25 protein-coding genes are annotated in these 19982 nt (G+C 31.8%); 14 read left to right on the forward strand and 11 right to left on the reverse strand.

What is annotated here, in order from left to right:
- Positions 1-67: 67 nt before the first annotated feature.
- Positions 68-1177 (forward strand): molecular chaperone DnaJ, encoded by a 1110-nt coding sequence (dnaJ, locus tag CCUN_RS05555; protein ID WP_027305632.1) that lies wholly within the window; start codon positions 68-70, stop codon positions 1175-1177.
- A 412-nt stretch (positions 1178-1589) separates the two neighbouring features.
- Here the strand turns inward: dnaJ and CCUN_RS10075 are convergent, their stop codons facing one another.
- From CCUN_RS10075 to CCUN_RS05565, 3 genes are read right to left on the reverse strand one after another with little or no spacing between them, the layout of a single operon-like run.
- Positions 1590-1718 (reverse strand): DUF5710 domain-containing protein, encoded by a 129-nt coding sequence (locus CCUN_RS10075; RefSeq protein ID WP_232087680.1) that lies wholly within the window; start codon positions 1716-1718, stop codon positions 1590-1592.
- Positions 1719-2168 carry a VapD family protein gene (gene vapD / locus CCUN_RS05560; RefSeq protein ID WP_027305633.1) on the reverse strand — a complete coding sequence of 150 codons (450 nt, stop codon included), beginning with the start codon at positions 2166-2168 and terminating at the stop codon, positions 1719-1721.
- Positions 2165-2488 carry a hypothetical protein gene (locus CCUN_RS05565; protein ID WP_027305634.1) on the reverse strand — a complete coding sequence of 108 codons (324 nt, stop codon included), beginning with the start codon at positions 2486-2488 and terminating at the stop codon, positions 2165-2167. Before CCUN_RS05565 ends, vapD begins: the two co-directional genes overlap by 4 nt.
- Before the next feature lie 480 nt (positions 2489-2968).
- Between CCUN_RS05565 and yedE the strand changes: the two genes are divergently transcribed.
- Together yedE and CCUN_RS05575 are read left to right on the forward strand one after the other, a co-directional pair.
- Positions 2969-4033 (forward strand): YedE family putative selenium transporter, encoded by a 1065-nt coding sequence (yedE, locus tag CCUN_RS05570; protein WP_027305635.1) that lies wholly within the window; start codon positions 2969-2971, stop codon positions 4031-4033.
- Positions 4030-4239 carry a sulfurtransferase TusA family protein gene (locus tag CCUN_RS05575; protein WP_027305636.1) on the forward strand — a complete coding sequence of 70 codons (210 nt, stop codon included), beginning with the start codon at positions 4030-4032 and terminating at the stop codon, positions 4237-4239. The genes yedE and CCUN_RS05575 overlap by 4 nt, the downstream gene beginning before the upstream one ends.
- On the opposite strand, the gene CCUN_RS05580 is transcribed toward CCUN_RS05575, so the two are convergent.
- Complete coding sequence (locus tag CCUN_RS05580; protein WP_027305637.1) at positions 4229-5209, reverse strand: DUF4885 family protein; 981 nt, start codon at positions 5207-5209, stop codon at positions 4229-4231. The genes CCUN_RS05575 and CCUN_RS05580 overlap by 11 nt on opposite strands.
- 239 nt (positions 5210-5448) lie before the next feature.
- On the opposite strand from CCUN_RS05580, the gene CCUN_RS05585 reads away from it, so the two are divergent.
- The 6 genes from CCUN_RS05585 (at position 5449) to CCUN_RS05610 (ending at position 9668) form a co-directional block, all read left to right on the forward strand.
- Complete coding sequence (locus tag CCUN_RS05585) at positions 5449-5841, forward strand: hypothetical protein (RefSeq protein ID WP_027305638.1); 393 nt, start codon at positions 5449-5451, stop codon at positions 5839-5841.
- Positions 5842-5850: 9 nt separating this feature from the next.
- Entirely contained in the window at positions 5851-6387 is a 537-nt protein-coding gene (locus CCUN_RS05590; protein ID WP_051521700.1) for a hypothetical protein, read from the forward strand.
- Positions 6384-6821, forward strand: coding sequence for a hypothetical protein (locus CCUN_RS05595; protein ID WP_035175766.1), 438 nt, complete (start codon positions 6384-6386; stop codon positions 6819-6821). Before CCUN_RS05590 ends, CCUN_RS05595 begins: the two co-directional genes overlap by 4 nt.
- A 131-nt stretch (positions 6822-6952) precedes the next feature.
- Positions 6953-7267 (forward strand): thioredoxin, encoded by a 315-nt coding sequence (gene trxA / locus CCUN_RS05600; protein ID WP_027305641.1) that lies wholly within the window; start codon positions 6953-6955, stop codon positions 7265-7267.
- Between the two features lie 136 nt (positions 7268-7403).
- Positions 7404-8342, forward strand: coding sequence for a thioredoxin-disulfide reductase (gene trxB, locus CCUN_RS05605; RefSeq protein WP_027305642.1), 939 nt, complete (start codon positions 7404-7406; stop codon positions 8340-8342).
- Between the two features lie 132 nt (positions 8343-8474).
- Positions 8475-9668 (forward strand): multidrug effflux MFS transporter, encoded by a 1194-nt coding sequence (locus tag CCUN_RS05610; protein WP_027305643.1) that lies wholly within the window; start codon positions 8475-8477, stop codon positions 9666-9668.
- Here the strand turns inward: CCUN_RS05610 and CCUN_RS05615 are convergent.
- From CCUN_RS05615 to CCUN_RS05640, 7 genes are all read right to left on the reverse strand, one after another.
- Positions 9655-10293, reverse strand: coding sequence for a uroporphyrinogen-III synthase (locus CCUN_RS05615; protein WP_027305644.1), 639 nt, complete (start codon positions 10291-10293; stop codon positions 9655-9657). The two genes, CCUN_RS05610 and CCUN_RS05615, sit on opposite strands and share 14 nt — an antisense overlap.
- 1 nt (position 10294) lies before the next feature.
- Positions 10295-10906, reverse strand: a complete 612-nt coding sequence (gene thiE, locus CCUN_RS05620; RefSeq protein ID WP_027305645.1) for a thiamine phosphate synthase — start codon at positions 10904-10906, stop codon at positions 10295-10297.
- 3 nt (positions 10907-10909) lie between these two features.
- Positions 10910-11716: a bifunctional hydroxymethylpyrimidine kinase/phosphomethylpyrimidine kinase gene (thiD, locus tag CCUN_RS09635; RefSeq protein WP_027305646.1), complete on the reverse strand. Its 807-nt coding sequence runs from the start codon at positions 11714-11716 to the stop codon at positions 10910-10912.
- Between the two features lie 9 nt (positions 11717-11725).
- Positions 11726-12478, reverse strand: a complete 753-nt coding sequence (locus CCUN_RS09640) for a PDDEXK family nuclease (protein ID WP_027305647.1) — start codon at positions 12476-12478, stop codon at positions 11726-11728.
- On the reverse strand, positions 12471-13490 hold the full coding sequence (gene dcm / locus CCUN_RS05630; protein ID WP_415270571.1) for a DNA (cytosine-5-)-methyltransferase: 1020 nt from the start codon (positions 13488-13490) through the stop codon (positions 12471-12473). The genes CCUN_RS09640 and dcm overlap by 8 nt, the downstream gene beginning before the upstream one ends.
- Before the next feature lie 112 nt (positions 13491-13602).
- A complete protein-coding gene (locus CCUN_RS05635) occupies positions 13603-14766 on the reverse strand; it encodes a tetrahydrodipicolinate N-succinyltransferase N-terminal domain-containing protein (RefSeq protein WP_027305649.1) in 1164 nt (387 codons plus the stop codon).
- Positions 14767-14790: 24 nt separating this feature from the next.
- Entirely contained in the window at positions 14791-15888 is a 1098-nt protein-coding gene (locus CCUN_RS05640) for an Mrp/NBP35 family ATP-binding protein (RefSeq protein ID WP_027305650.1), read from the reverse strand.
- 115 nt (positions 15889-16003) lie between these two features.
- On the opposite strand from CCUN_RS05640, the gene CCUN_RS05645 reads away from it, so the two are divergent.
- The 5 genes from CCUN_RS05645 (at position 16004) to rpsT (ending at position 19970) form a co-directional block, all read left to right on the forward strand.
- Entirely contained in the window at positions 16004-17119 is a 1116-nt protein-coding gene (locus CCUN_RS05645) for a bifunctional 2-C-methyl-D-erythritol 4-phosphate cytidylyltransferase/2-C-methyl-D-erythritol 2,4-cyclodiphosphate synthase (RefSeq protein WP_027305651.1), read from the forward strand.
- Positions 17116-18003: a DNA-binding transcriptional response regulator gene (locus tag CCUN_RS05650; RefSeq protein ID WP_027305652.1), complete on the forward strand. Its 888-nt coding sequence runs from the start codon at positions 17116-17118 to the stop codon at positions 18001-18003. Before CCUN_RS05645 ends, CCUN_RS05650 begins: the two co-directional genes overlap by 4 nt.
- Positions 17981-19126 carry a sulfate adenylyltransferase gene (locus CCUN_RS05655; protein ID WP_027305653.1) on the forward strand — a complete coding sequence of 382 codons (1146 nt, stop codon included), beginning with the start codon at positions 17981-17983 and terminating at the stop codon, positions 19124-19126. The genes CCUN_RS05650 and CCUN_RS05655 overlap by 23 nt, the downstream gene beginning before the upstream one ends.
- A gap of 1 nt (position 19127) precedes the next feature.
- Positions 19128-19619 (forward strand): phosphatidylglycerophosphatase A family protein, encoded by a 492-nt coding sequence (locus CCUN_RS05660; RefSeq protein WP_027305654.1) that lies wholly within the window; start codon positions 19128-19130, stop codon positions 19617-19619.
- Positions 19620-19706: 87 nt separating this feature from the next.
- Positions 19707-19970: a 30S ribosomal protein S20 gene (rpsT, locus tag CCUN_RS05665; protein ID WP_027305655.1), complete on the forward strand. Its 264-nt coding sequence runs from the start codon at positions 19707-19709 to the stop codon at positions 19968-19970.
- Positions 19971-19982 lie beyond the last annotated feature (12 nt).

Raw genomic sequence — 19982 nt, forward strand, 5'->3', positions numbered from 1 at the left:
AAAATTTGGTAAATTACTTTATTTATTTTTCACAAAATTATATATTTTAAATTTATAAGGAGAATTTGTGGAGATTGATTATTATGAAATTTTAGAAATCACACAAAATGCCGACAAAGAAACTATTAAAAAGGCTTATCGCAGACTTGCTTTAAAATATCATCCTGACAGAAACCAAGGAGATAAAGAAGCCGAAGGTAAATTCAAGCTCATCAATGAAGCTTACGAAGTTTTAAGTAATGATGAAAAAAGAGCTCTTTATGATAAATATGGAAAAGAGGGGCTTAAAGCAGGAGGTGGCTTTAGCAGCGATTTTAGTGATTTAAGTGATATATTTTCAAATTTTTTTGATGAAGCCTTTGGCAGGTCTTCAAATCGCAAAAGAAGCGAAAATAGCGAGAAATTTAGTGCTGAACTTATGATAGCTTTAAAACTTAGTTTCAAAGAAGCTGTTTTTGGCTGTAAAAAAACTATCGATTTTATCTATAAAGATTCTTGTAAAGCTTGCAAAGCAACTGGGGCAAAAGATGGCAAAACGACGACTTGTCCTAAATGTCAAGGTAGAGGACAAATCGGCATAAAACAAGCCTTTATCACTTTTGCTCAAACCTGTCCTGATTGTGCAGGGAGCGGAGTGAGTGCGGCTGAAAAATGCCCAGAATGCAAGGGTAAAGGCTATAACGAAATTAAAGACAGCGTAGAAATAAATGTGCCAGAAGGAGTTGATACGGGAATGTCTTTAAGAGTGCCTCAAAAAGGAAATGTTTTAAAAGATGGCTCAAGAGGGGATATGTTTGTAAAAATCATTGCTGAAGAAGATGAGACTTTCATACGAGATGGTGAGGACATTTATATAGAATTTCCAGTGTTTTTTACACAAGCAATTTTAGGGCAAAGTATCAAAGTGCCGACGATTCGAGGAGAGGCTATTTTAACTTTACCTATAGGAGCAAAAGATGGGCAAAGATTTGTACTCGAAAAAGAGGGGGTAAAAGATATCCATTCAAATTCTTTAGGGCGACAAATTGTGCAAATTTCTATCAAATTTCCTAATTCTTTAAATGATGAACAAAAAGAGCTTTTAGAAAAATTGAGCGAAAGTTTTGGGATAAAAGATGGCATGCATCATGAGCAAAAAGGCTTGTTTGATAGGATTGCATCTTGGTTTAAAAATTAAATTTTTAAATTTGAGTAAAATTTTATATTTAAGCAAAAATTTATTTTTGATATTTTTAAGAATTAAGTAAAAATAATTCAAAAATATAAATTTTTATGCATAGTTTATATATTTTTATGACTTTAAGTTGTATTTGTATTGATTGCTTGAAAAATTTATAACAACTTAATGGTATATTAATAAAATATTTTAATTTGATTTTAATCAATTTTTCTATTAATTATCAACAAATATACTAGAAGTATATGCATTTAAGGAATATAATTTATCATTATTTTTTGAATTATAGATTGCCTTAATGTATCAATTAAAATTCTTCTCTGATTTGAATTTAATTTTTTGTCTGTTTATTTTCTAAATTCGATATTTTATTTAATGTGTCAAAGATGATAAATTATTTCATTTTAAATCATTAAATTTTGTTCTTTAAGCTCTTTAATAAAAATTTCAACAGCTTTTTTGTATCCCAGATTGCACCTAAATTCTTTGCTTCTTGTCTTTCTTCATAAGGCACATTAAGATATTGTCTTTGACGAGGCATTTATCGCTCCAAATCTTTATTTTGAGATAAACTTTTACTATCTTTGTCTTTGTGTAAGCTTTGTTTAACCTGTTCCATTAATTGTTTTTTTGCTTGTTCTTTTTGAGAATGTTCTTTGGTTGGAGATTTTACTTCTAAGTCTTTGTTTATAGAGATAAAGTCTTTAAAGATATGATTGAGACTATATTGTTCTCCTATATCGGTTACATCAAATTCTTGTATGCAAGAACTCAACCAAGAGAATTCTTTAACAAGTTTTTTTGCTAAAATATCTATTTGAATATCATCCATAGGCTCTTTTGAAGCATAGCCTAAATATTGCCTGTGTTCAAAACCATTCTCAAGCATAAAAGTTTTTATTTTAATGTAAGGCTCTCTTGTATCCTTGAAATGCTTTTTGAGTTCATTTGTGGATAAATCAAAATTAATAGCCTTACGAGAGAGACTCACGCCCAAACTCCTTCATTATTTTCTTTACAAAAAGAAATCATGTCGCTATTCCCTTCTTTTTCACTCAACCATTCCCATTCTTTGACATTGAGAGTAAACCAATCACATTCAAGTAAGCCACCATACACAAAAGAACCTAAACGCCCTAAATCCTCTCTATCGCCCTTACAATGATAAGTGTTTTTATCGATCTTAATCAAGCCACATTGATTTGCCATTTCCTCAATGATTTCATACATTTTGTCTAAGTCATATTTATCTTCTCTTAGAATCTTTTCTTCATCTAAAACAAATCTAGTGCCTAGTAGTGGATAAGCCATTATTTGCTCCTTTTGAATTTTTTAAAGATTTTATATTAAATAAGCTTTACAATGTATAAAATATATAAAATTGACATACCATATTCTTTTAATATCTATTTTATTGATATTTTTAAAACAAATCAAAGTCAAAAAAAAGACAAATTGACATAGTATTATAGCTTGAAAATATGGTCTTACCATAATTTTAATTAAAAGCATAATATTTTATCAATGATTAAAAATTTGATAAATTTAAGAAAATAAACAATTTTTAAGTCCATTTTGTGTAAAATTTCAAGTTTTTATTAGGGAAAGAAGCGAGGCTCGCTTTAACAAAAAAGTGTCCTATTTAAAAAGTTAAGAGTTTAAATCATACTAAATTGATACGTTATTATATTCATTTTAGCAAAATTTAAAACACTCAAAAACCTTCAAGTCTTCTTTTATACAGCTTCATCAAAAGCTATCCTAAAATTCAAATATATTAAAGGATTTTTAATGAAAATTGCAATCTTACCTGTTTTAGCAGGTGCGGTTTTTGGGATTATTGCACCTTTGCTTGTATATTTTGGCAATCCGGGTAATATGGGACTTTGTGCAGGTTGTTTTACACGTGATATTGCAGGAGCTTTGAATTTACACAATGCTGCCGCTTTACAATATATGCGACCTGAAATTTTAGCTCTAGTTTTAGGCTCATTTCTAAGTGCTTTTTTATCAAAATCTTATAATCCTCGTGCAGGTAGTGCACCGATTGCAAGATTTTTTTTAGGCATTTTTACAATGATTGGGATTCTAGTATTTTTAGGCTGTCCTTGGAGAGCATTTTTAAGAATTTCTGCTGGAGATTTAAGTGCTTTAGCTGGAATTTTAGGACTTGTTGCGGGAGTTTGTTTGGGTATATTCTTTCTTAAAAAAGGTTTTAGTTTAGGCAGAGCAAAACCTACAAGTAAATTTATAGGATTTATTTTCCCTGCTTTTATCATTTTATGTCTTGTGCTTTTATTTATCAGCTTAAATGAAGAAAAGCCTCTGCTCAAATTTTCTACTTCTGGTGTGGGTTTTATGCATGCTCCTGTTTTAATCTCTTTAATCGCAGGACTTATCATAGGTGTGCTTTTTCAAAAAAGCAAATTTTGCAGCATTTCTGGGATAAGTGCATTTTTACTTTTTAGAGACACTTATCTTTTGCAAGGTGTGATAGCATTAATCATATGTGCTTTTTTAAGCAATCTTGCACTTGGATATTTCCATTTAGGTTTCACTGAACAACCGATAGCACATAACGATTTTATATGGAATTTCTTAGGAATGTTTTTAGCTGGAAGTGCTTTGAGTTTAGCTGGAGGTTGTCCGGGAAGACAACTTGTTTTAAGCGGTGAAGGCGATGGCGATGCGGCTGTATTTGTCATGGGAAGTTTATTTGGTGCTGCCTTAGCACATAATTTTTCTTTAGCTTCTTCACCTGCTGGAATAAGTGCTAACGCTCCTTTTGCTGTAATTCTAGGTTTAATTTTCGTGCTTTGCTTGGGTTTATTTTCTAAAAATAAGGAGACAATATGAAAATTGATGTAAGAGGACTTTCTTGTCCGCAACCTGCCATTGAATTAAATAATGCTTTAAGTTCGCAACCAGAATCTCTTGAAGTAGTATGCGATACAAGCACTCCGCTTGATAATCTTTTGCGTATGGCAAAGAAAAACAACTATGAGCTTGCTTCTAAGGAAGAACAAGGCTTAGAAAGAATTTTACATTTTACTAAGCATTAAGGTCTAATTTAGCAATATGGGAGTGCTCTAAATCATAAAGCACTCCGTCCTTATAGCCAATTTGCAAATTAAGCTCGGGAATTTTTGAAAAATCAAGCTCTCTAAAGCTCTCAAGCAAATTCTTAAAAGATTCATACGCAAAGCCTCGAAATTCAGGCGGAATCGAAGAATCCTCCAAAGCATTTTTGTAAATTTCAAGAGCATTTTGTCCATTTTTATCCGTGAAATTTACACCATCTTGATGAAAAGTGCCTAAGTCTAAACCCGTTAGCCTCGCGAATTCGCTTGTGGCTCTGTATTTTTCAATCACGCCCTCTTTGAAATTGAATTGCCAAACACGCAAACTTTGTAAAATATGGAAAAACAACTCTTTTGAATTGTCATTTTGATTTAAAAGATTTTCAATTTTTAATTTTAAATTCTCATCATCTAAGCCCATAATTTTCAAATGATAATCATTTGGACTGATAATAAATTGAATATCTGCTCCCTTTAAATCAATACCATTTTGACTCAAAATATTTTGAAGTTGTGAATTCACCATTTTTCTATTATAATCTTGTTGTTCTTCATCACTTGGAGCATGAACAGGGTCAGTGATTAAGGGGTCATTAATGTTTGTCGCATAACCAAAAGCACTCATTGAAAGCTCATTGTCATACATCGCCCTCCTCTGTTCTGAAGTGTATTTTTGAAACGGGGAATCAACGCTAAAATATTTTTGTGATAAAGCCTGCTTTAAATCTTCATAATTAGAGTATTTCGCACGATTAGCCTCACCTAAGGTGTAATAACGTTCTTCTAGCTTTAAATAGGCTTTATAGACGTCATTTTCTGGATTGTGGTTATTGCCTTCAATACGCTCTGTTATAGGTGTATAGAGCTTTTCCCAGCTTGTTTTTTGCTTTTCTTGAGGATTATAACGTCCTTTTACACCATAATAATTATAATAATGCGACTTTATCTCCATATTAATAACTCTCCCCTTTTTTAATTCTTTAATAAGATTAAATCGGATTATATTAAAAAAAATAAAGTTTTTTTGATTTCAATGCACATAAATTCCTTGCAATATTTGGAATTTATATTTTGAAATTTATATTAAAAAATAGTTTTGTATTTTAAGCAAGGTCTTCGTAATTTTTAAGCTTATATAAAGAATGGGGGGGGGTATAATGCCTTTTTTAAAATCAAAAATAAGGAGATTTAATGCTAAAAAATACTATGTGTATAGTTTTATTGTCCTTTAGTTTTTTTGGGTGTTCGCCTTCACTTTACAACACTCAAGCCGATGAAAAACTAAGTGTGGCTAAAGCTCAAAAAGACATTAAAAAAGGTATGAGTTCAGCTGAAGTGGTTGAAGTTATGGGTTCTCCTAATGTTATCTCAACAGATGCAGAGGGAAGAGAAGTTTGGGTTTATGATAAAATTTCTACTCAACAAGCTTATCAAAATTCCTCCGGTGGTCTTAGTATTATTATAGCTGGAATTAGCGGCGATAGTGGAAGCTCTGTAAAAAATTCAAGGACATTAACTATAGTCGTAAAATTTGACTCTCAAAATAAAGTTAGAGATGTTTCTTATCGCACTTCAAGTTTTTAAAGGCGATTGATGAAGTGTGTTAAATCTTTTAAAATATTTTTAGCATTCGGTATTTGTTTGTGGCTTGTAGGTTGTGCAACAACTTCTAAAAAAATGATGAGTATTTCTGCATCAAGCCTTGAAGCAAGACAGCTTGAAACGCGATACTATGAGAGTAAAAAAGATTTAGAAATTCTATCTGCAAGTGTAGCAACTTTACAGGATTTAGGATTTCAAATTGATGAAATCAATCGAGATTTTGGGGTTATTACAAGTTCTAAAAGTAGAGATGCTAGAGAAGCTGGACAGCAAACAGGAGTATTTTTAATGGCTATACTTTTTGGTGCAAATATGTCTATGTTAGCAGATCACACGCAGACTATTAAAGCTACTGTTGTCGTTACACAAGTGAAAGATAAATCTTATGTTAGACTTACAATTCAAAGGATACTCTATAATAATCAAGGCATAGTCAATGGCGTAGAAACCATTAAAGAGCCTGAAATTTATAGTTCCTTTTTTGAGAAGCTTTCTCAAGCAATTTTTTTGGAGGCAAATAATTTATGAAAGTCTTTATTCAACTCGTTGGACTATTTTATTGTTTTTTAATTATGACAGGTTGTATGGCAAATTCTAAGCAAATGATTATAGAAAATACTCAACAATTAGAAGTTAGAAGCTATCAAACTAAAACTTACGAAACTTCAAAAAATATCGCGGCAAGAGCTTGTGTTGCAGCTTTACAAGATTTAAGTTTTATCATCGATAAAGCAGATATGGAAACAGGAACATTATCTGCTACAAAACTCGATAAAAACGCAAACCTTAAAATGACAATTGTCGTTAGAGCTAACGGCACAAAACAGGCTATTGTTAGAGCAAACGCTCAATTTTCATCTTCAATGCAAATGCCCGCAAGTGTTGATGACCCAGAAGTTTATCAAAGATTTTTTGAAGTACTTGATAAAGCTATATTTTTTGAGGAAAAAGGTATCAATTAACTTTTAATTTGAAAATTTGAGTTTTATTATTAAATAAAAGTATTAGAATTATTTTTTATTTTATATAGATTTTAAGCTAATGTTTATTTATTTAAATTACAATATCTCTTACAAAAATAAAGGAGAAAATAATGGGTAAATACATAGATCTTACTGCAGAAAATTTTTCTGTAGCAAAAGAAGGTGTAGCTTTAGTAGATTTTTGGGCACCTTGGTGCGGACCTTGCAGAATGCTTGCTCCGGTTATAGATGAACTTGCAAATGAATTTGACGGCAAAGCAAAAATTTGCAAAGTTAATACTGATGAACAAGGAGATTTATCAGCCGAATATGGTGTGAGGTCTATTCCTACTTTGATTTTTTTTAAAGATGGACAAGTTGTTGATCAACTCGTTGGTGCACAATCAAAACAAGCTATTAGTGATAAAATTAATTCTTTACTTTAATTTTTCAAAGCTAGTTTTCTAGCTTTGATTTTTTTCAATTAAAAATCAATAATTAAACTTAAATAATAATTTTTATTAACTACATATTAAGAAATCTTTTTATATTATATCAAAAATACTTTTAAAGGAAAAATTTATGTTAGATTTAGCAATTATTGGCGGAGGTCCGGCAGGTCTTAGTGCAGGGCTTTATGCAACTCGCGGGGGGCTTAAAAATGTTGTCATGTTTGAAAAGGGAATGCCCGGTGGACAAATCACTTCAAGCTCTGAAATTGAAAATTATCCCGGTGTTGCTCAAGTTATGGACGGAATTTCTTTTATGGCACCTTGGAATGAACAATGTATGCGCTTTGGTTTAAAACACGAAATGGTAGGAGTTGAACAGATTTTAAGAAATTCAGATGGAAGTTTTACTATAAAAATTGAAGGGGGGAAAACAGAGTCCGCAAAGGCTGTAATCGTCTGCACGGGCTCAACTCCGCGTCGTGCAGGATTTAAAGGCGAGGATGAGTTTTTTGGTAAGGGAGTGAGTACTTGTGCAACTTGCGATGGTTTTTTCTATAAAAACAAGGAGGTTGCTGTTTTAGGAGGAGGCGATACAGCCTTAGAAGAAGCTCTATATCTTGCAAATATTTGTTCTAAAGTCTATCTTATCCACAGACGCGATGAATTTAGAGCCTCTCCTTCAACGGTTAAAAGGGTTAAAGATAATGGAAAAATAGAGCTTGTTACAAATGCAAGCGTGGATGAAGTCTATGGAGATAAAACGGGCGTTAATGGCGTAAAAGTCAAGCTTAAAGACGGAAGCATTAGGGATTTGGCAGTTCCGGGAATCTTCACCTTTGTAGGGCTTAATGTTCGCAATGAAATTTTAAAACAAGATGATGGAAATTTTCTTTGCAATATGGAAGAGAGCGGACAGGTAAGTGTTGATCTTAAAATGCAAACGAATATCGCAGGTCTTTTTGTTGCAGGAGATTTAAGAAAAGATGCTCCAAAACAAGTGGTTTGTGCAGCGGGTGATGGAGCAGTTGCTGCCTTGAGTGCGATAGCTTATATTGAAAATTTACATTAAAAATTGAAGGCGATTTGAATTTATTTTTCATTAAGAATCAAATTTTGTCGCCTTTTAATTACATTGTCAATTTAAAATCAATTATTTTTTTAAGGTATTATTCGCTAAAATGATAAAGATTAGGAATTTATAATGCAAAAACAAACTCAAATTTATGGATTTAAAAAATTTCAACTCATTTTTATTTTAGCCCTAATGTCAAGTTTAGCTCCGCTTTCTACAGACATGTATTTGCCTGCACTCTCTCATGTTCAACAGAGTTTTAAAACCGATTCATTTTTAACGCAACTTTCTTTGGCAAGTTTTTTCATTGCCTTTGCATTTGGACAGCTCATTTATGGTCCTTTAAGCGATATTTTTGGACGCAAAAAACCTGTTTTGGTTGGGATTGCGATTTTTATACTTTCAAGTTTTTTTTGCGTGATTATTGATAATATCTTTGGTTTTATCGCTTTTCGCTTTTTTGAAGCCTTAGGAGGTTGTGCTGGAGTGGTTATTGCAAGGGCTATAGTCAATGATCTTTTTGAGATAAAAGAAGCGGCAGGAATTTTTTCTTTAATGATGGTTTTTAGCTCTCTTGCACCTATGCTTTCACCGACTTTTGGAGGAATTTTACTTCAATATTTTTCTTGGGAAAGCATTTTTATCACTCTATTTTTATTAGGAATCTTGCTTTTTTTAATGATATTATTTGGACTTAAAGAAAGTGCTCCGATTCTTGTTTATAAAAAATTTTCTCATAAAGAAACTTTAAAAAACTATAAAATCGTTCTTAAGGATAAATTTTTCTTAGTTTATATTTTTTCAGCTGCTTTTGCCCTTTGTGCAATGTTTGCTTATATTACAGGTTCTAGTTTTATTTTTACTCAATTCTTTGCTTTAAGTGAGCAAAAATTTGCAATACTCTTTGGAATCAATGCCTTAGGTTTTGTGATATTTGCAAACATCAATGCAAGATTAGTGCAAAAATTTGATTCTCAAAGCATACTCTCAAAAGCTTTAGTGATTATGTTTATTTCAACCTTGATTTTATTTGTCAGTGCGTTTTTAAAACCAAATTTTTGGATTTTTGAAGGCTCACTTTTTATAAGCATTGCAATGTTAGGTTTTATCGCACCTAATACCACAACCTTAGCTATGGCTCGTTTTAAAGAGCAATCAGGCACAGCTTCAGCCGTTCTTGGTGCGAGTCAATTTGCCTTAGCCGGAGTTATATCCTTTAGCGTAGGAGCCTTTCATGCCAACACTCCGCTCATCCTTGCAGCTGTGATGTGCGTTTGTGTTTTAATAGCAAATGGGATTTATTTTATCTTTAAACGGATTTGATTAAATTTTTAGCCATTTCAACGCATTCTTTTAAATTTTGTTTTGGACAAATGAAAAGATTTTCATAGTTTTTAAGCATTTTAGCTGTGCTTTCTCCTAAGGCTACAAGTTTATCTTGACTTTTGATTGTATAATTTTTTAAAAAATTTCTCACACTAGAAGGCGAAGTAAAAATGATGATACAAGGATGATTAAGACATAATTGACTTTTTTTATAAACATTTTCATAGACGATTTTTTGAGTTAAATTCACACCGAAATTAAGCAAATCTTTATCCAAAGTCGAGGCAATTTCTTTAGCCCTTAAATACAGACATTTGCACTCTTTTAATTCTTCTTTAAATTCTTTAAACAGCTCATTTGCATAGAATTGTTTAGGAAATTTCACTTCTTTAAAGCCTAAATTTAAAGCCTCTTTAGCAGTATTTTCTCCTACAGCATAAACTCGCAAGTTTAAATTGAGAGGATTTTTACTCCGCTTTAAAGCTTTTAAAGCATGTTTAGAAGTGATGATAAGGGCTTGAAAATCATCGAGATTGACCTTAAAATCATAAAAAATCAATTCATTTAAAATAAGATTTTTTACCCCCTCAAAAGGCGTAGAATTTAAAAGATAAATTTCCATTTTAACACTCTTTAAAAAGCTTTTTTAAACGTCTTGCGGCTAAAAGAGGATTTTTGGCCTCCATTATAGCACGTACAACCGCTATACCTGCTAGTTTTAAACCTTTAAGTTCATGAACAACATTCTCATCAATTCCTCCAATAGCAACCACAGGCAAAGGGCTTAAAGCAATGATTTTTTTTAAATCCTTTAAGGCTAAAACCTCGCTTTCTTTCGTCGGCGTAGGCTTAATCGCACCACAACCTAAATAAGTCGCACCAGCTATAAAATCAAGCTGTTTAGGTTTTTTTAAGCTCAAACCTATAATTTTTTCTTGTCCCAAAAGTTTTCTAGCAAGTTTTACTTCTAAATCCTCTTGTCCTAAATGCACTCCATCAGCGTCCATAGCTAAAGCTATATCGAGTCTGTCATTGATAATCAAAGGAATTTTATAGGCACGAGTGAGCTTTTTAACCTTAAGAGCCAATTCATAAAATTCCCTTGCATTAAGAGTTTTTTCCCTAAGCTGAATGATACTCACTCCGCCTTTTATAGCATTTTCTAGATGCTGTAAAAAACTTTCATCATTTAAATTTCCACGACTTGCAACCAAGTATAAACTTAAATCTAACATTTTTCACTCAAAAAATTGATAAAAATGATTTGTTGGACCGCAACCTTTGCCTAAATTTAAAGAATACAAAATCGCATTAAAAACATAGTCTTTAGCCCTTTGAATGCTTTGTTTTGTATCAAAACCTAAGGCTAAATTTGAGGCTATGGCTGAAGAGAGGGTGCAACCTGTGCCATGCGTATTTTTTGTATCAATGCGTTCGCTTTTAAACGTATGAATTTGCTCACCATCATAAAATATATCATCAGCATTATTCTCGCTGTGTCCCCCTTTAATAAGGATATTTTTCGCACCAAGTTGATGTAAAAACCTTGCTGCTTTAATCATATCTTCTTTATTTTTTATCTTAAAACCACAAAGAAATTCTGCTTCGGGTATATTTGGGGTTAAAACATCGGCAAAACTTAAAAGCTTTTCTTTGAAAAATTCGCAATTTTCAACTGGCATCAAAGCAAATCCATTTTTAGCAAACATCACAGGATCAATGACCACATTTTCAGGCTTAAATTTCTCTAAATTCAAGGCAACGCATTGCATAAGCTCTGTTGAACCTATCATACCGATTTTTGTTGCCTTTGGAGTTATGTCCTCAAAAACAGCTAAGATTTGCTCATCAACAATATTTTTTGGGATATTATGCACACAAATCACCCTTGCTGTATTTTCAGCCACCACACTTAAAATCACGCTCATACCAAAAAGCTTATGAGCACTAAAGGTTTTTAAATCCGCTTGTATCCCAGCCCCTCCACTACAATCACTTCCAGCTATACTCAAAACAGGAATGATATTTTGCGTTTTTGCTCTCATTGTTATTCCTTAACTTTCAAATAATTCACAAGGATTGAGTTTGAATTGCAACATATTTGCACTCTTTCTACCACCATCACCACCTTTTCTTTGCATAGTAATTTTTCCTATTTTAAGGCTACCTTGTAAAGAAAATTCAACTTCACCACTATAAAGATTAATCACTTCATTGATAGGCTTTAAAACCCATTTTAGTTCTTCTTGTTTTATTCTTAAAATCACCAAAAACCATTCACTTGCAAATTGTCCTCTACCTTTTAAAATATCATTGACAATCAAAGGCTGATTTTGCGTAAAAAAATTAAGAATTTTTTCTTGCTCTTTATAAGAAAACTCATTGAAAAACATTCTACGTTTATCCTTTGAATTTGGAATTTTTGGTAAAAGCTCACCTGTAAAATACTTTAAAATTTCTAAAATATCTTTTGGAAAGTTCCATAAATCATTATAAGACTTTAACCACCTTTTATCAATTTGATTAAACCCCTTAGGATTAGACACGAGTTTAACTTGCAAATTTTGCACATCTTGCAAAGTTGTTAGGGAAATTTGCACCCAAACAATCACTTGAATATCAGCTTTAAAAGTTCCTTTAATTTTTTGAGCCTTAACTTCTTTAATCTGCTTTAAATCATAATTCATACTCATAAGCCAAGATTTAGCTAAATCATTATCTTTCCAACTATTAAAGACATTAATTACAAAATTTTCATTTGCAAAGCCGTTTTTTGCAATTCGTGAGCCTAACTCAATCTTATCCACTCATCTGCTCCTTTAAATTCTTGCAAATATTCTCAATCACATTCACACTCATAGCATTACCGCATTGTTTTAGAATATCACTTTCTTTGAGATTTTTTATCTTATCTTTTAAATTCAAAATTTTTCCAAAACCTTGTAATTTTAAAGCTTCTAATGCACTTAATTTATATAATTCTCGCTCATAAACATATAAAATTCCTTGTCTGTCGCGTCTTAGAGTGGGAATTTTATTTTCATAAATTCGCAAATCGCTCTGCCTTGTATCAATAACTAAGAAATTCTTTTCTAAGAGTTTGTTTAAATTTATTCTGTTTTTATTGTATTTATTTTCTAAAAATTTTAAAAAGGTTTGATAGCTTTGAGAATTTTTAGAAAATTTATTATTCTCATTTGGATTTAAAAAATCCAAAAGATTAATCCGTTTTGTCTGCAATAAAGAAAAATCGAAATTTTTATTTAAATCTTTACGAATTCCTATAAAATAAACTCTTTCTCTGCTTTGTGGCAAAGAAAAATCAAGGGAATTTAATGTTTTAAAACTAAGTTCATACCCGCAATTTTGTAGAATTTGTAAGGTTTTTTTAAGAGTTTGTCCTTGATTGTGATTGACAAAGCCCTTAACATTTTCCAAGATAAAAAATAAGGGTTGTTTTATCTTTAAAATTTCAATCAAGTAAAAAATAATCTGCCCTTTTATATCGGCAAATCCTTTTCTTTTGCCAACTATACTAAAACTTTGACACGGAAAACCAGAGATTAATAAATCAAAATCAGGCAAATCATAGGGATTAATCTTAGTTAAATCTCCAATTTCTAGTTCGTCTTTTGTAGAGAAAAATTCTTTATAGGTTTTAATTGCTGCTCTATCAATTTCACTAAAGCCTAAACACTTTAAACCATTGAGTTCTAAACCCAAGCGTCCTCCACCGATACCAGCACAAAAATCAAAAAAAGTTAAAGATTTTCTGAAATCTTTTTTGTTTGGTTTTAAGCCCAGCGACATTTTGGTCATTTTCCTCAATCATTTAAATTTTTATCTCTCATTCAATGTATTCTCATTCATTTTAAACCAAATGTAAAAATTTATACAAACACTACGTATCGATTCGCTTTTTAAGATTGAGTTAATGCAAGGTTTCATTGAGTTTAATAGCCTTTTTATTCAAACCAACTATCATAGCTCCACTTAAAGAATCTTGCCTAAAATGCAAACCATTTAAACCCTTAAGCTCTAAGCCTTTGTAAATTTCTTTACTAAAATCAAAATCTTTGTTTAATTTCTTAAGCTCTTCTTTATCCTTGAGCACAAATTTAGTCCCCTCAAGTACAGCAATACCTGCATCGACGACGCAATTATCTCCCAAAGGAATTCCCGTAACTGAATTCGCACCCAAAAGACAAGCCTTACCTATGCTAATGGCATTGCCACTTGTCCCGCTTAAAACGCCTAGAATCGATGCCCCGCCACCTATATCGCTGCCTTCTGCGACAATAGCACTTGAACTAATGCGTCCTTCAACCATACAAGCACCCGTTGTTCCGGCATTAAAATTCACATAAGAAGCACCCGGCATTATTGTTGTCCCTGCGGCTAAAGATGCACCCATTCTAACTTTGGAGCTTTCTAGTATCCTCGTGTTATCTTCTGGAATGATATGGGCTAAAAATCTTGGAAATTTATCGACAAAATCAATTTTTGGATATTGCTTACTCATTTTTAAACGCATTTCATTGACTCTAAGATACTCAAGCTCAATGGGTGTGTTATCGCTCCACGCGACATTATTTAGCAATCCAAAAGCTCCATTTAAATTCAAACCTCTCAAAGGGACTTTTTTGCTTGAAAGCAGATAAAGTTTAAGATAGACACTTTCAATGCTCTTTGGCTCTTCATCTTCAAAAAGACAAACAAAAGCGAATTCATCTTCTTTAAATTTATCTTTAATAATCTTAATTAAATCAATATTCTGATGCCCCTCTTCTTCTAAAAAAGGTTTAAAACAAGACAAAATAAAAAGAATATCTTCAAGTTTTAGACTTTGCACAAATTCACTTTGCTTAAAATCAATCTCCACTCCCCTTTGCATAAAAGACTCAAGTATGATTGCAGCAGAACCATAATTTTGCTCATAATTAACCAAAGCAAAGGTTGCTTGCAAGACCTTGTCCTTATTAAGTTGTCCAAAATCCCTCCTTGCTATACCAAAGGCTTTGGGCTTTTTATAACCGGATTTTTGCTCAATTTGTTTAATCAACAATAAAAAATCTTCTTTAGTCTCAACATTCATCTTCTTTCCTTAAAGCCATAAAATTTAATGCGAACATGCACTTTTACCATTCATTATAGGTTGTATGGCTGAATTATCAGCCTTATCAACCCTTTCTATAAAATCCCAAAGTTTTTGTGCAGCCTCTGCATATCTTTTCGCACTCAAACTTTCAGGTTGATAAAAACTTACAGGTCTTCCCGCATCTCCCCCCTCTCTCACACTCATCTCAATAGGAATTTCTGCCAAAACTTGACTCTTATAAGCTTTAGCCAATTCTTGTGCTGTGCCTTTTCCAAAAATAGCATATTCTTTGCCATTATCCGGACATAAAAAACCACTCATATTTTCAATGATTCCAGCGACATGGATATGGAGTTTTTCAAACATATCCAAAGCCCTTTTGGTATCATCTAAGGATACAATTTGCGGTGTGCTTACGCAAATTCCTGCTGTAATAGGAACACTTTGTGCGGAAGTAATTTGTGCATCGCCTGTTCCGGGTGGCATATCTAAAAAAAGTACATCAAGCTCATCCCAAAGTACATCGCTTAAAAGCTGTTCTATCGCTTTCATAATCATAGCTCCACGCCACATAAGCCCCTGTCCCTCTTCGATTAAAACACCCATACTCATCATATAAATTCCATGCGTTAAAATCGGTTTTAATTTTTGTCCTACGACTTCAGGTTGAGTCTTGGTTTCTCCTAACATTCTAGGAATATTAGGTCCATAAATATCTGCATCCAAAATTCCGACTTTTTTACCCATCTTTGCCATAGAAATTGCTAAATTAACAACAGCAGTACTCTTGCCCACTCCACCCTTTCCGCTTGAAACCATAATGAAATTTTTTATTTGCGGAGCAATGTTTTTACCACTTCTTGAATTGCTCTTTTCTTCAGGAATTTTAGGTTGAATGATATGAATATGAAGTTCTTTAAAATTAAAATCTTTAAGCACAGCTTTGACATCTTGTTTAATTTTGTCCGCTACATCTTGATTGGCTGAAACAATTTCAATAGCGATTGATAAATTTTCATTTTCAATCCTAATATCTTTGACAAAATTAAAGCTGACTATATCCCTTTCAAAACCCGGATATTTTACAGATTTGAGTTTTTCTTTAATTTTTTCTATCATAAAATCACTCCTTTTCCTTAAAATTAGTAATTCTACTAATAAAAAAATAAAATTTAGCTTTTTTATATGTAAAATATAGTAACATTCCAAAGAAAATTTTACAGAGGAGTGAAATTTGGCGGATATAAGTTTGATTATGCTTGCAGCTGGAGATTCTACGCGTTTTAATTTGGGTGTAAAAAAACAATTTCTTCGCTTGGGCAATGAACCTCTTTGGCTCTACGCCACAAAGAATTTAAGCTCTTTTTATCCTTTTAAAAAAGTTATCGTTACTTCTAGTAATGTTTCTTATATGAAAAAATTTACAAAAAATTATGAAATCATAGCTGGAGCTAACTCCAGAATGCAGTCTTTAAAAAAAGCTCTTAAAAAGGTAGAGAGTGAATTTGTTATGGTTAGTGATGTTGCTCGTGTTTTAGTGAGTAAAAATTTATTTGATAAACTCATAGAAAATATACACAATGCAGATTGTATCACACCTGCTTTAAAAGTTGCCGATACAACCCTTTTTGAACATAAAAGCTTAAAAAGAGAAAAAATCAAACTCATACAAACTCCGCAACTCTCCCGCACAAATTTACTTAAAAAAGCTCTAGAAAGCAAAAAAGAATTCACAGATGATAGCACAGCTATAGCCTCTATAGGTGGTAAAATATGGTATGTAGAAGGCGAAGAGAATGCAAGAAAAATCACCTTTAAAGAAGATTTAAAAAAACTTAATCTCCCTCCTCCAAGCAGTGAAATTTTTAGCGGAAATGGTTTTGATGTCCATGAATTTGGACAAAAACGTCCCTTGCTTTTAGGTGGGATTAAAGTGCATTCAAGCATGGGCGTGAAAGCTCACAGCGATGGTGATGTTTTGGCTCATTCTTTAACAGACGCTCTTTTAGGTGCTGCGAGTCTTGGAGATATAGGTGAGCATTTTCCAGACTCTGATATAAAATATAAAAATGCAGATTCTATGCAATTGCTTAAAGAAGTTTATTTAAAAATTAAAAAATATGGTTTTGAGCTTGTCAATGCGGATATTAGCATTATAGCACAGACTCCAAAACTTAAAGAATTCAAAGAAAAAATCACACAAAATATTGCTAAAATACTTGATGTTGATGAATTTAGAATCAATGTTAAGGCAACGACGACTGAAAATTTAGGTTTTATCGGCAGAAAAGAGGGTTTAGCAGTCTTTAGCACGGCAAATTTAAAATATTTTGATTGGACTAAGATATGAAAGTTTTGATTATAGAAAATGAAATTTATTTAGCACAAAGCATTAGTATAAAATTGAGTGATATAGGCTATAATTGCGATATTATCAATGCCTATGAAGAATTAAATCATGAAAAATTTTATGACATTGTTTTGCTCTCAACAAATACAGACAATTTTTTAAAAGCTGTAGAAAAATTTAAAAAAAGCATCATCATTTTAATGATTTCTTATATCAGCACAGATACGGTTGCAAATCCTTTGAAAATCGGAGCGAGTGATTATATACAAAAACCTTTTATGATAGAAGAACTTTTAAGAAAAATTAAGCATTATCAAGGTTTTAAAAAACTCTCCATCCTAAATAAAGCCTATAAAAATTATATCCATTCGCGACTAGATAAAATCAATCTTCCAGCATATAATTATAAAAAAATTAAACTTCCCCTTGTGATAAAATCTAACAAACAAAGTTATGCAGATGCTTTTGTGTTTCATTATATCCATGAATGTGATAAAACATTTTTTTGCGTGGATTTGTCCATTGAACACTCCATCGAACAAATGATGCAATCTTATACTCAAAATGATTTATTATTTTTAAGTAATTTCCAAGTTTTAAAAAGCCCGGAGAGGGAAAAAATCTTAGATTTTATCCAAAATAAAGCAGTGATTTTACATACAAATGCAAGCACTGAAGATTTAGGAATTCATTCTATTGATTTTGATTATAGTGAAAAAAACATTAGTAGCAATGAAATTTTAACTATAGATGAATATGTCAAATATATCATTGCAACCTATCAAAACATATTTTCTGATACAGATCTTTCTAAAAAACTTGGCATTTCACGCAAATCTTTATGGGAGAAAAGGAAAAAATATGGAATTTCAAGAAAAAAATGAAACCCTTAATATCAATAAAAATGAATTAGGCATACTTTCACTCATCAAAGAGGGATTATTTGGCACTTGTAAGCATTTGATGAATGAGGAAGAAAGTCAAAAAATACTCAAAACTCATAAATTCAAAGGAGAAATTTTTCCCTATCCTTTAAGTTTTGCTCCCAGAAATAATGAAGAAAATTTAAAGGCTCAAACTCGGCTCAATTTGCTTTTAAATGATGAAATTGTCGGACATATCGATATAAAAAATTTATTTAGAAATGATGAAAATTTTATCGATATTTTTAATCCTAATGAATGTTTGCTTAAAAATAAAATGCGTATATCAGGAGAATTTGAAATTTATAATTCTGAAATTAAAACACTGAAAGAAAATTTTCTTAAGATTAAAAATAAACTCAATGCTAAAAGAATCACAGCCTTATTTTCAAGCTTTGATCCTTTACACAGAGCCCATGAGAGAATGTTTCGATGGATGATTGATAAGGCGGATTTGGTTGTCATTTTTTTGATAGAATCTTATAAAAATGATGGTTTTGAATTCACTTTAAAAGAAAAGTATTTGAAAAAATTTATACAAAGCTATCTTCCTCCGGAGCATATTTTTATATTTCCTCTAAAAGGCATTGATATTTTTCATTCGCGTTTAAATCCGGGGCTTGAAAGCATCATAGCTAAGAATTTAGGTTGCACTAAATTTGTTGTAGGACAAAATCACAGCGGACTTGGAATGTTTTATGACCATAATCAACCCAAAACCATACTCGATGATTTTTCAAAAGATTATGGTATAGAAATCATTGTTTTGCCTGAATTTGTATTTTGTGATAAATGCAGAATGATTGTCAGCACAAAATCCTGCCCTCATGGCAATCATCATCACATACACTATGACAGCAATTCTCTTAAGAATTTATTAAGAGCAGGTCTCATTCCCCCTGCGGTTTTTATGCGTAAAGAGGTTTCAAGCATTATTTTAAGCTCACTTTTTCCAAAACGTTTTAAAAATATGCAACAGATTTATTATAGTTTATTTCCAACTAATGGAATTTTAGAATATAAAGAAGATGAGGAATTTTATCAAAAACTCTTAGAAATTCATCAAATGTCTTATATGGTGTAAAATGCAAAAGATTTTCTTAACTTTTTTTTATTCAGGTTGTATGAAGAAAGCTCCGGGAACCTTTGGAACCATTGCAGCTTTAATTCCTGCTTTTTTTATTCTTAAATATCTTGGTGTGCAAACTTTATTTTTGCTTTCTGTTTTGATTTTTCTTGTTTCCATTCGCATTATTGATGATTATGAAGAAAAAAGTGGAATTCACGATGATAAACATATAGTCATTGATGAAGTAGCAGGAGTATTCTTGGCATTAGCAATCTGCGGTCAAAGTCTTTTCACTTTTATATTTTCTTTTATTATGTTTAGAATTTTTGACATTAAAAAACCATCAATCATCGGTAAGATTGATAAAAAAGTCAAAGGGGGGCTTGGGGTAATGCTTGATGATATGATTGCTGGAGCTTTTGCTGGACTTTTTTGTGCGGTTGTGTATGGTTTTTTACTACGTTTTGAATTGATAACTTGGGATATAAAATTAACGGATTTATTTTGAAAGCCTTTTTAAATTTTGCTTAAATTAATTTGTTTTTAAAATTTATTCTTATATAATTTAGTCTTTAATTTTAAGAAAGGAAAATCAATGGCAAACCACAAATCTGCTGAAAAAAGAGCAAGACAAACCCTTAAAAAAACACAAAGGAATCGATTCTACAGAACAAGACTTAAAAATATTACTAAGGCGGTTAGAGAAGCTGTAGCGACAAATGATAAAAATGCAGCTAATGAAGCTTTTAAAATAGCAAATAAAAGCATACACGCTATGGTAAGTCGTGGCTTTCTTAAAAAACAAAGTGCCTCGCGTCGCGTCAGTCGCCTTGCCCTTTTAATCAATAAAATCGCATAAAAATTTCATTAA

The organism is Campylobacter cuniculorum DSM 23162 = LMG 24588, from assembly GCF_002104335.1.
Lineage (GTDB): Bacteria > Campylobacterota > Campylobacteria > Campylobacterales > Campylobacteraceae > Campylobacter_D > Campylobacter_D cuniculorum.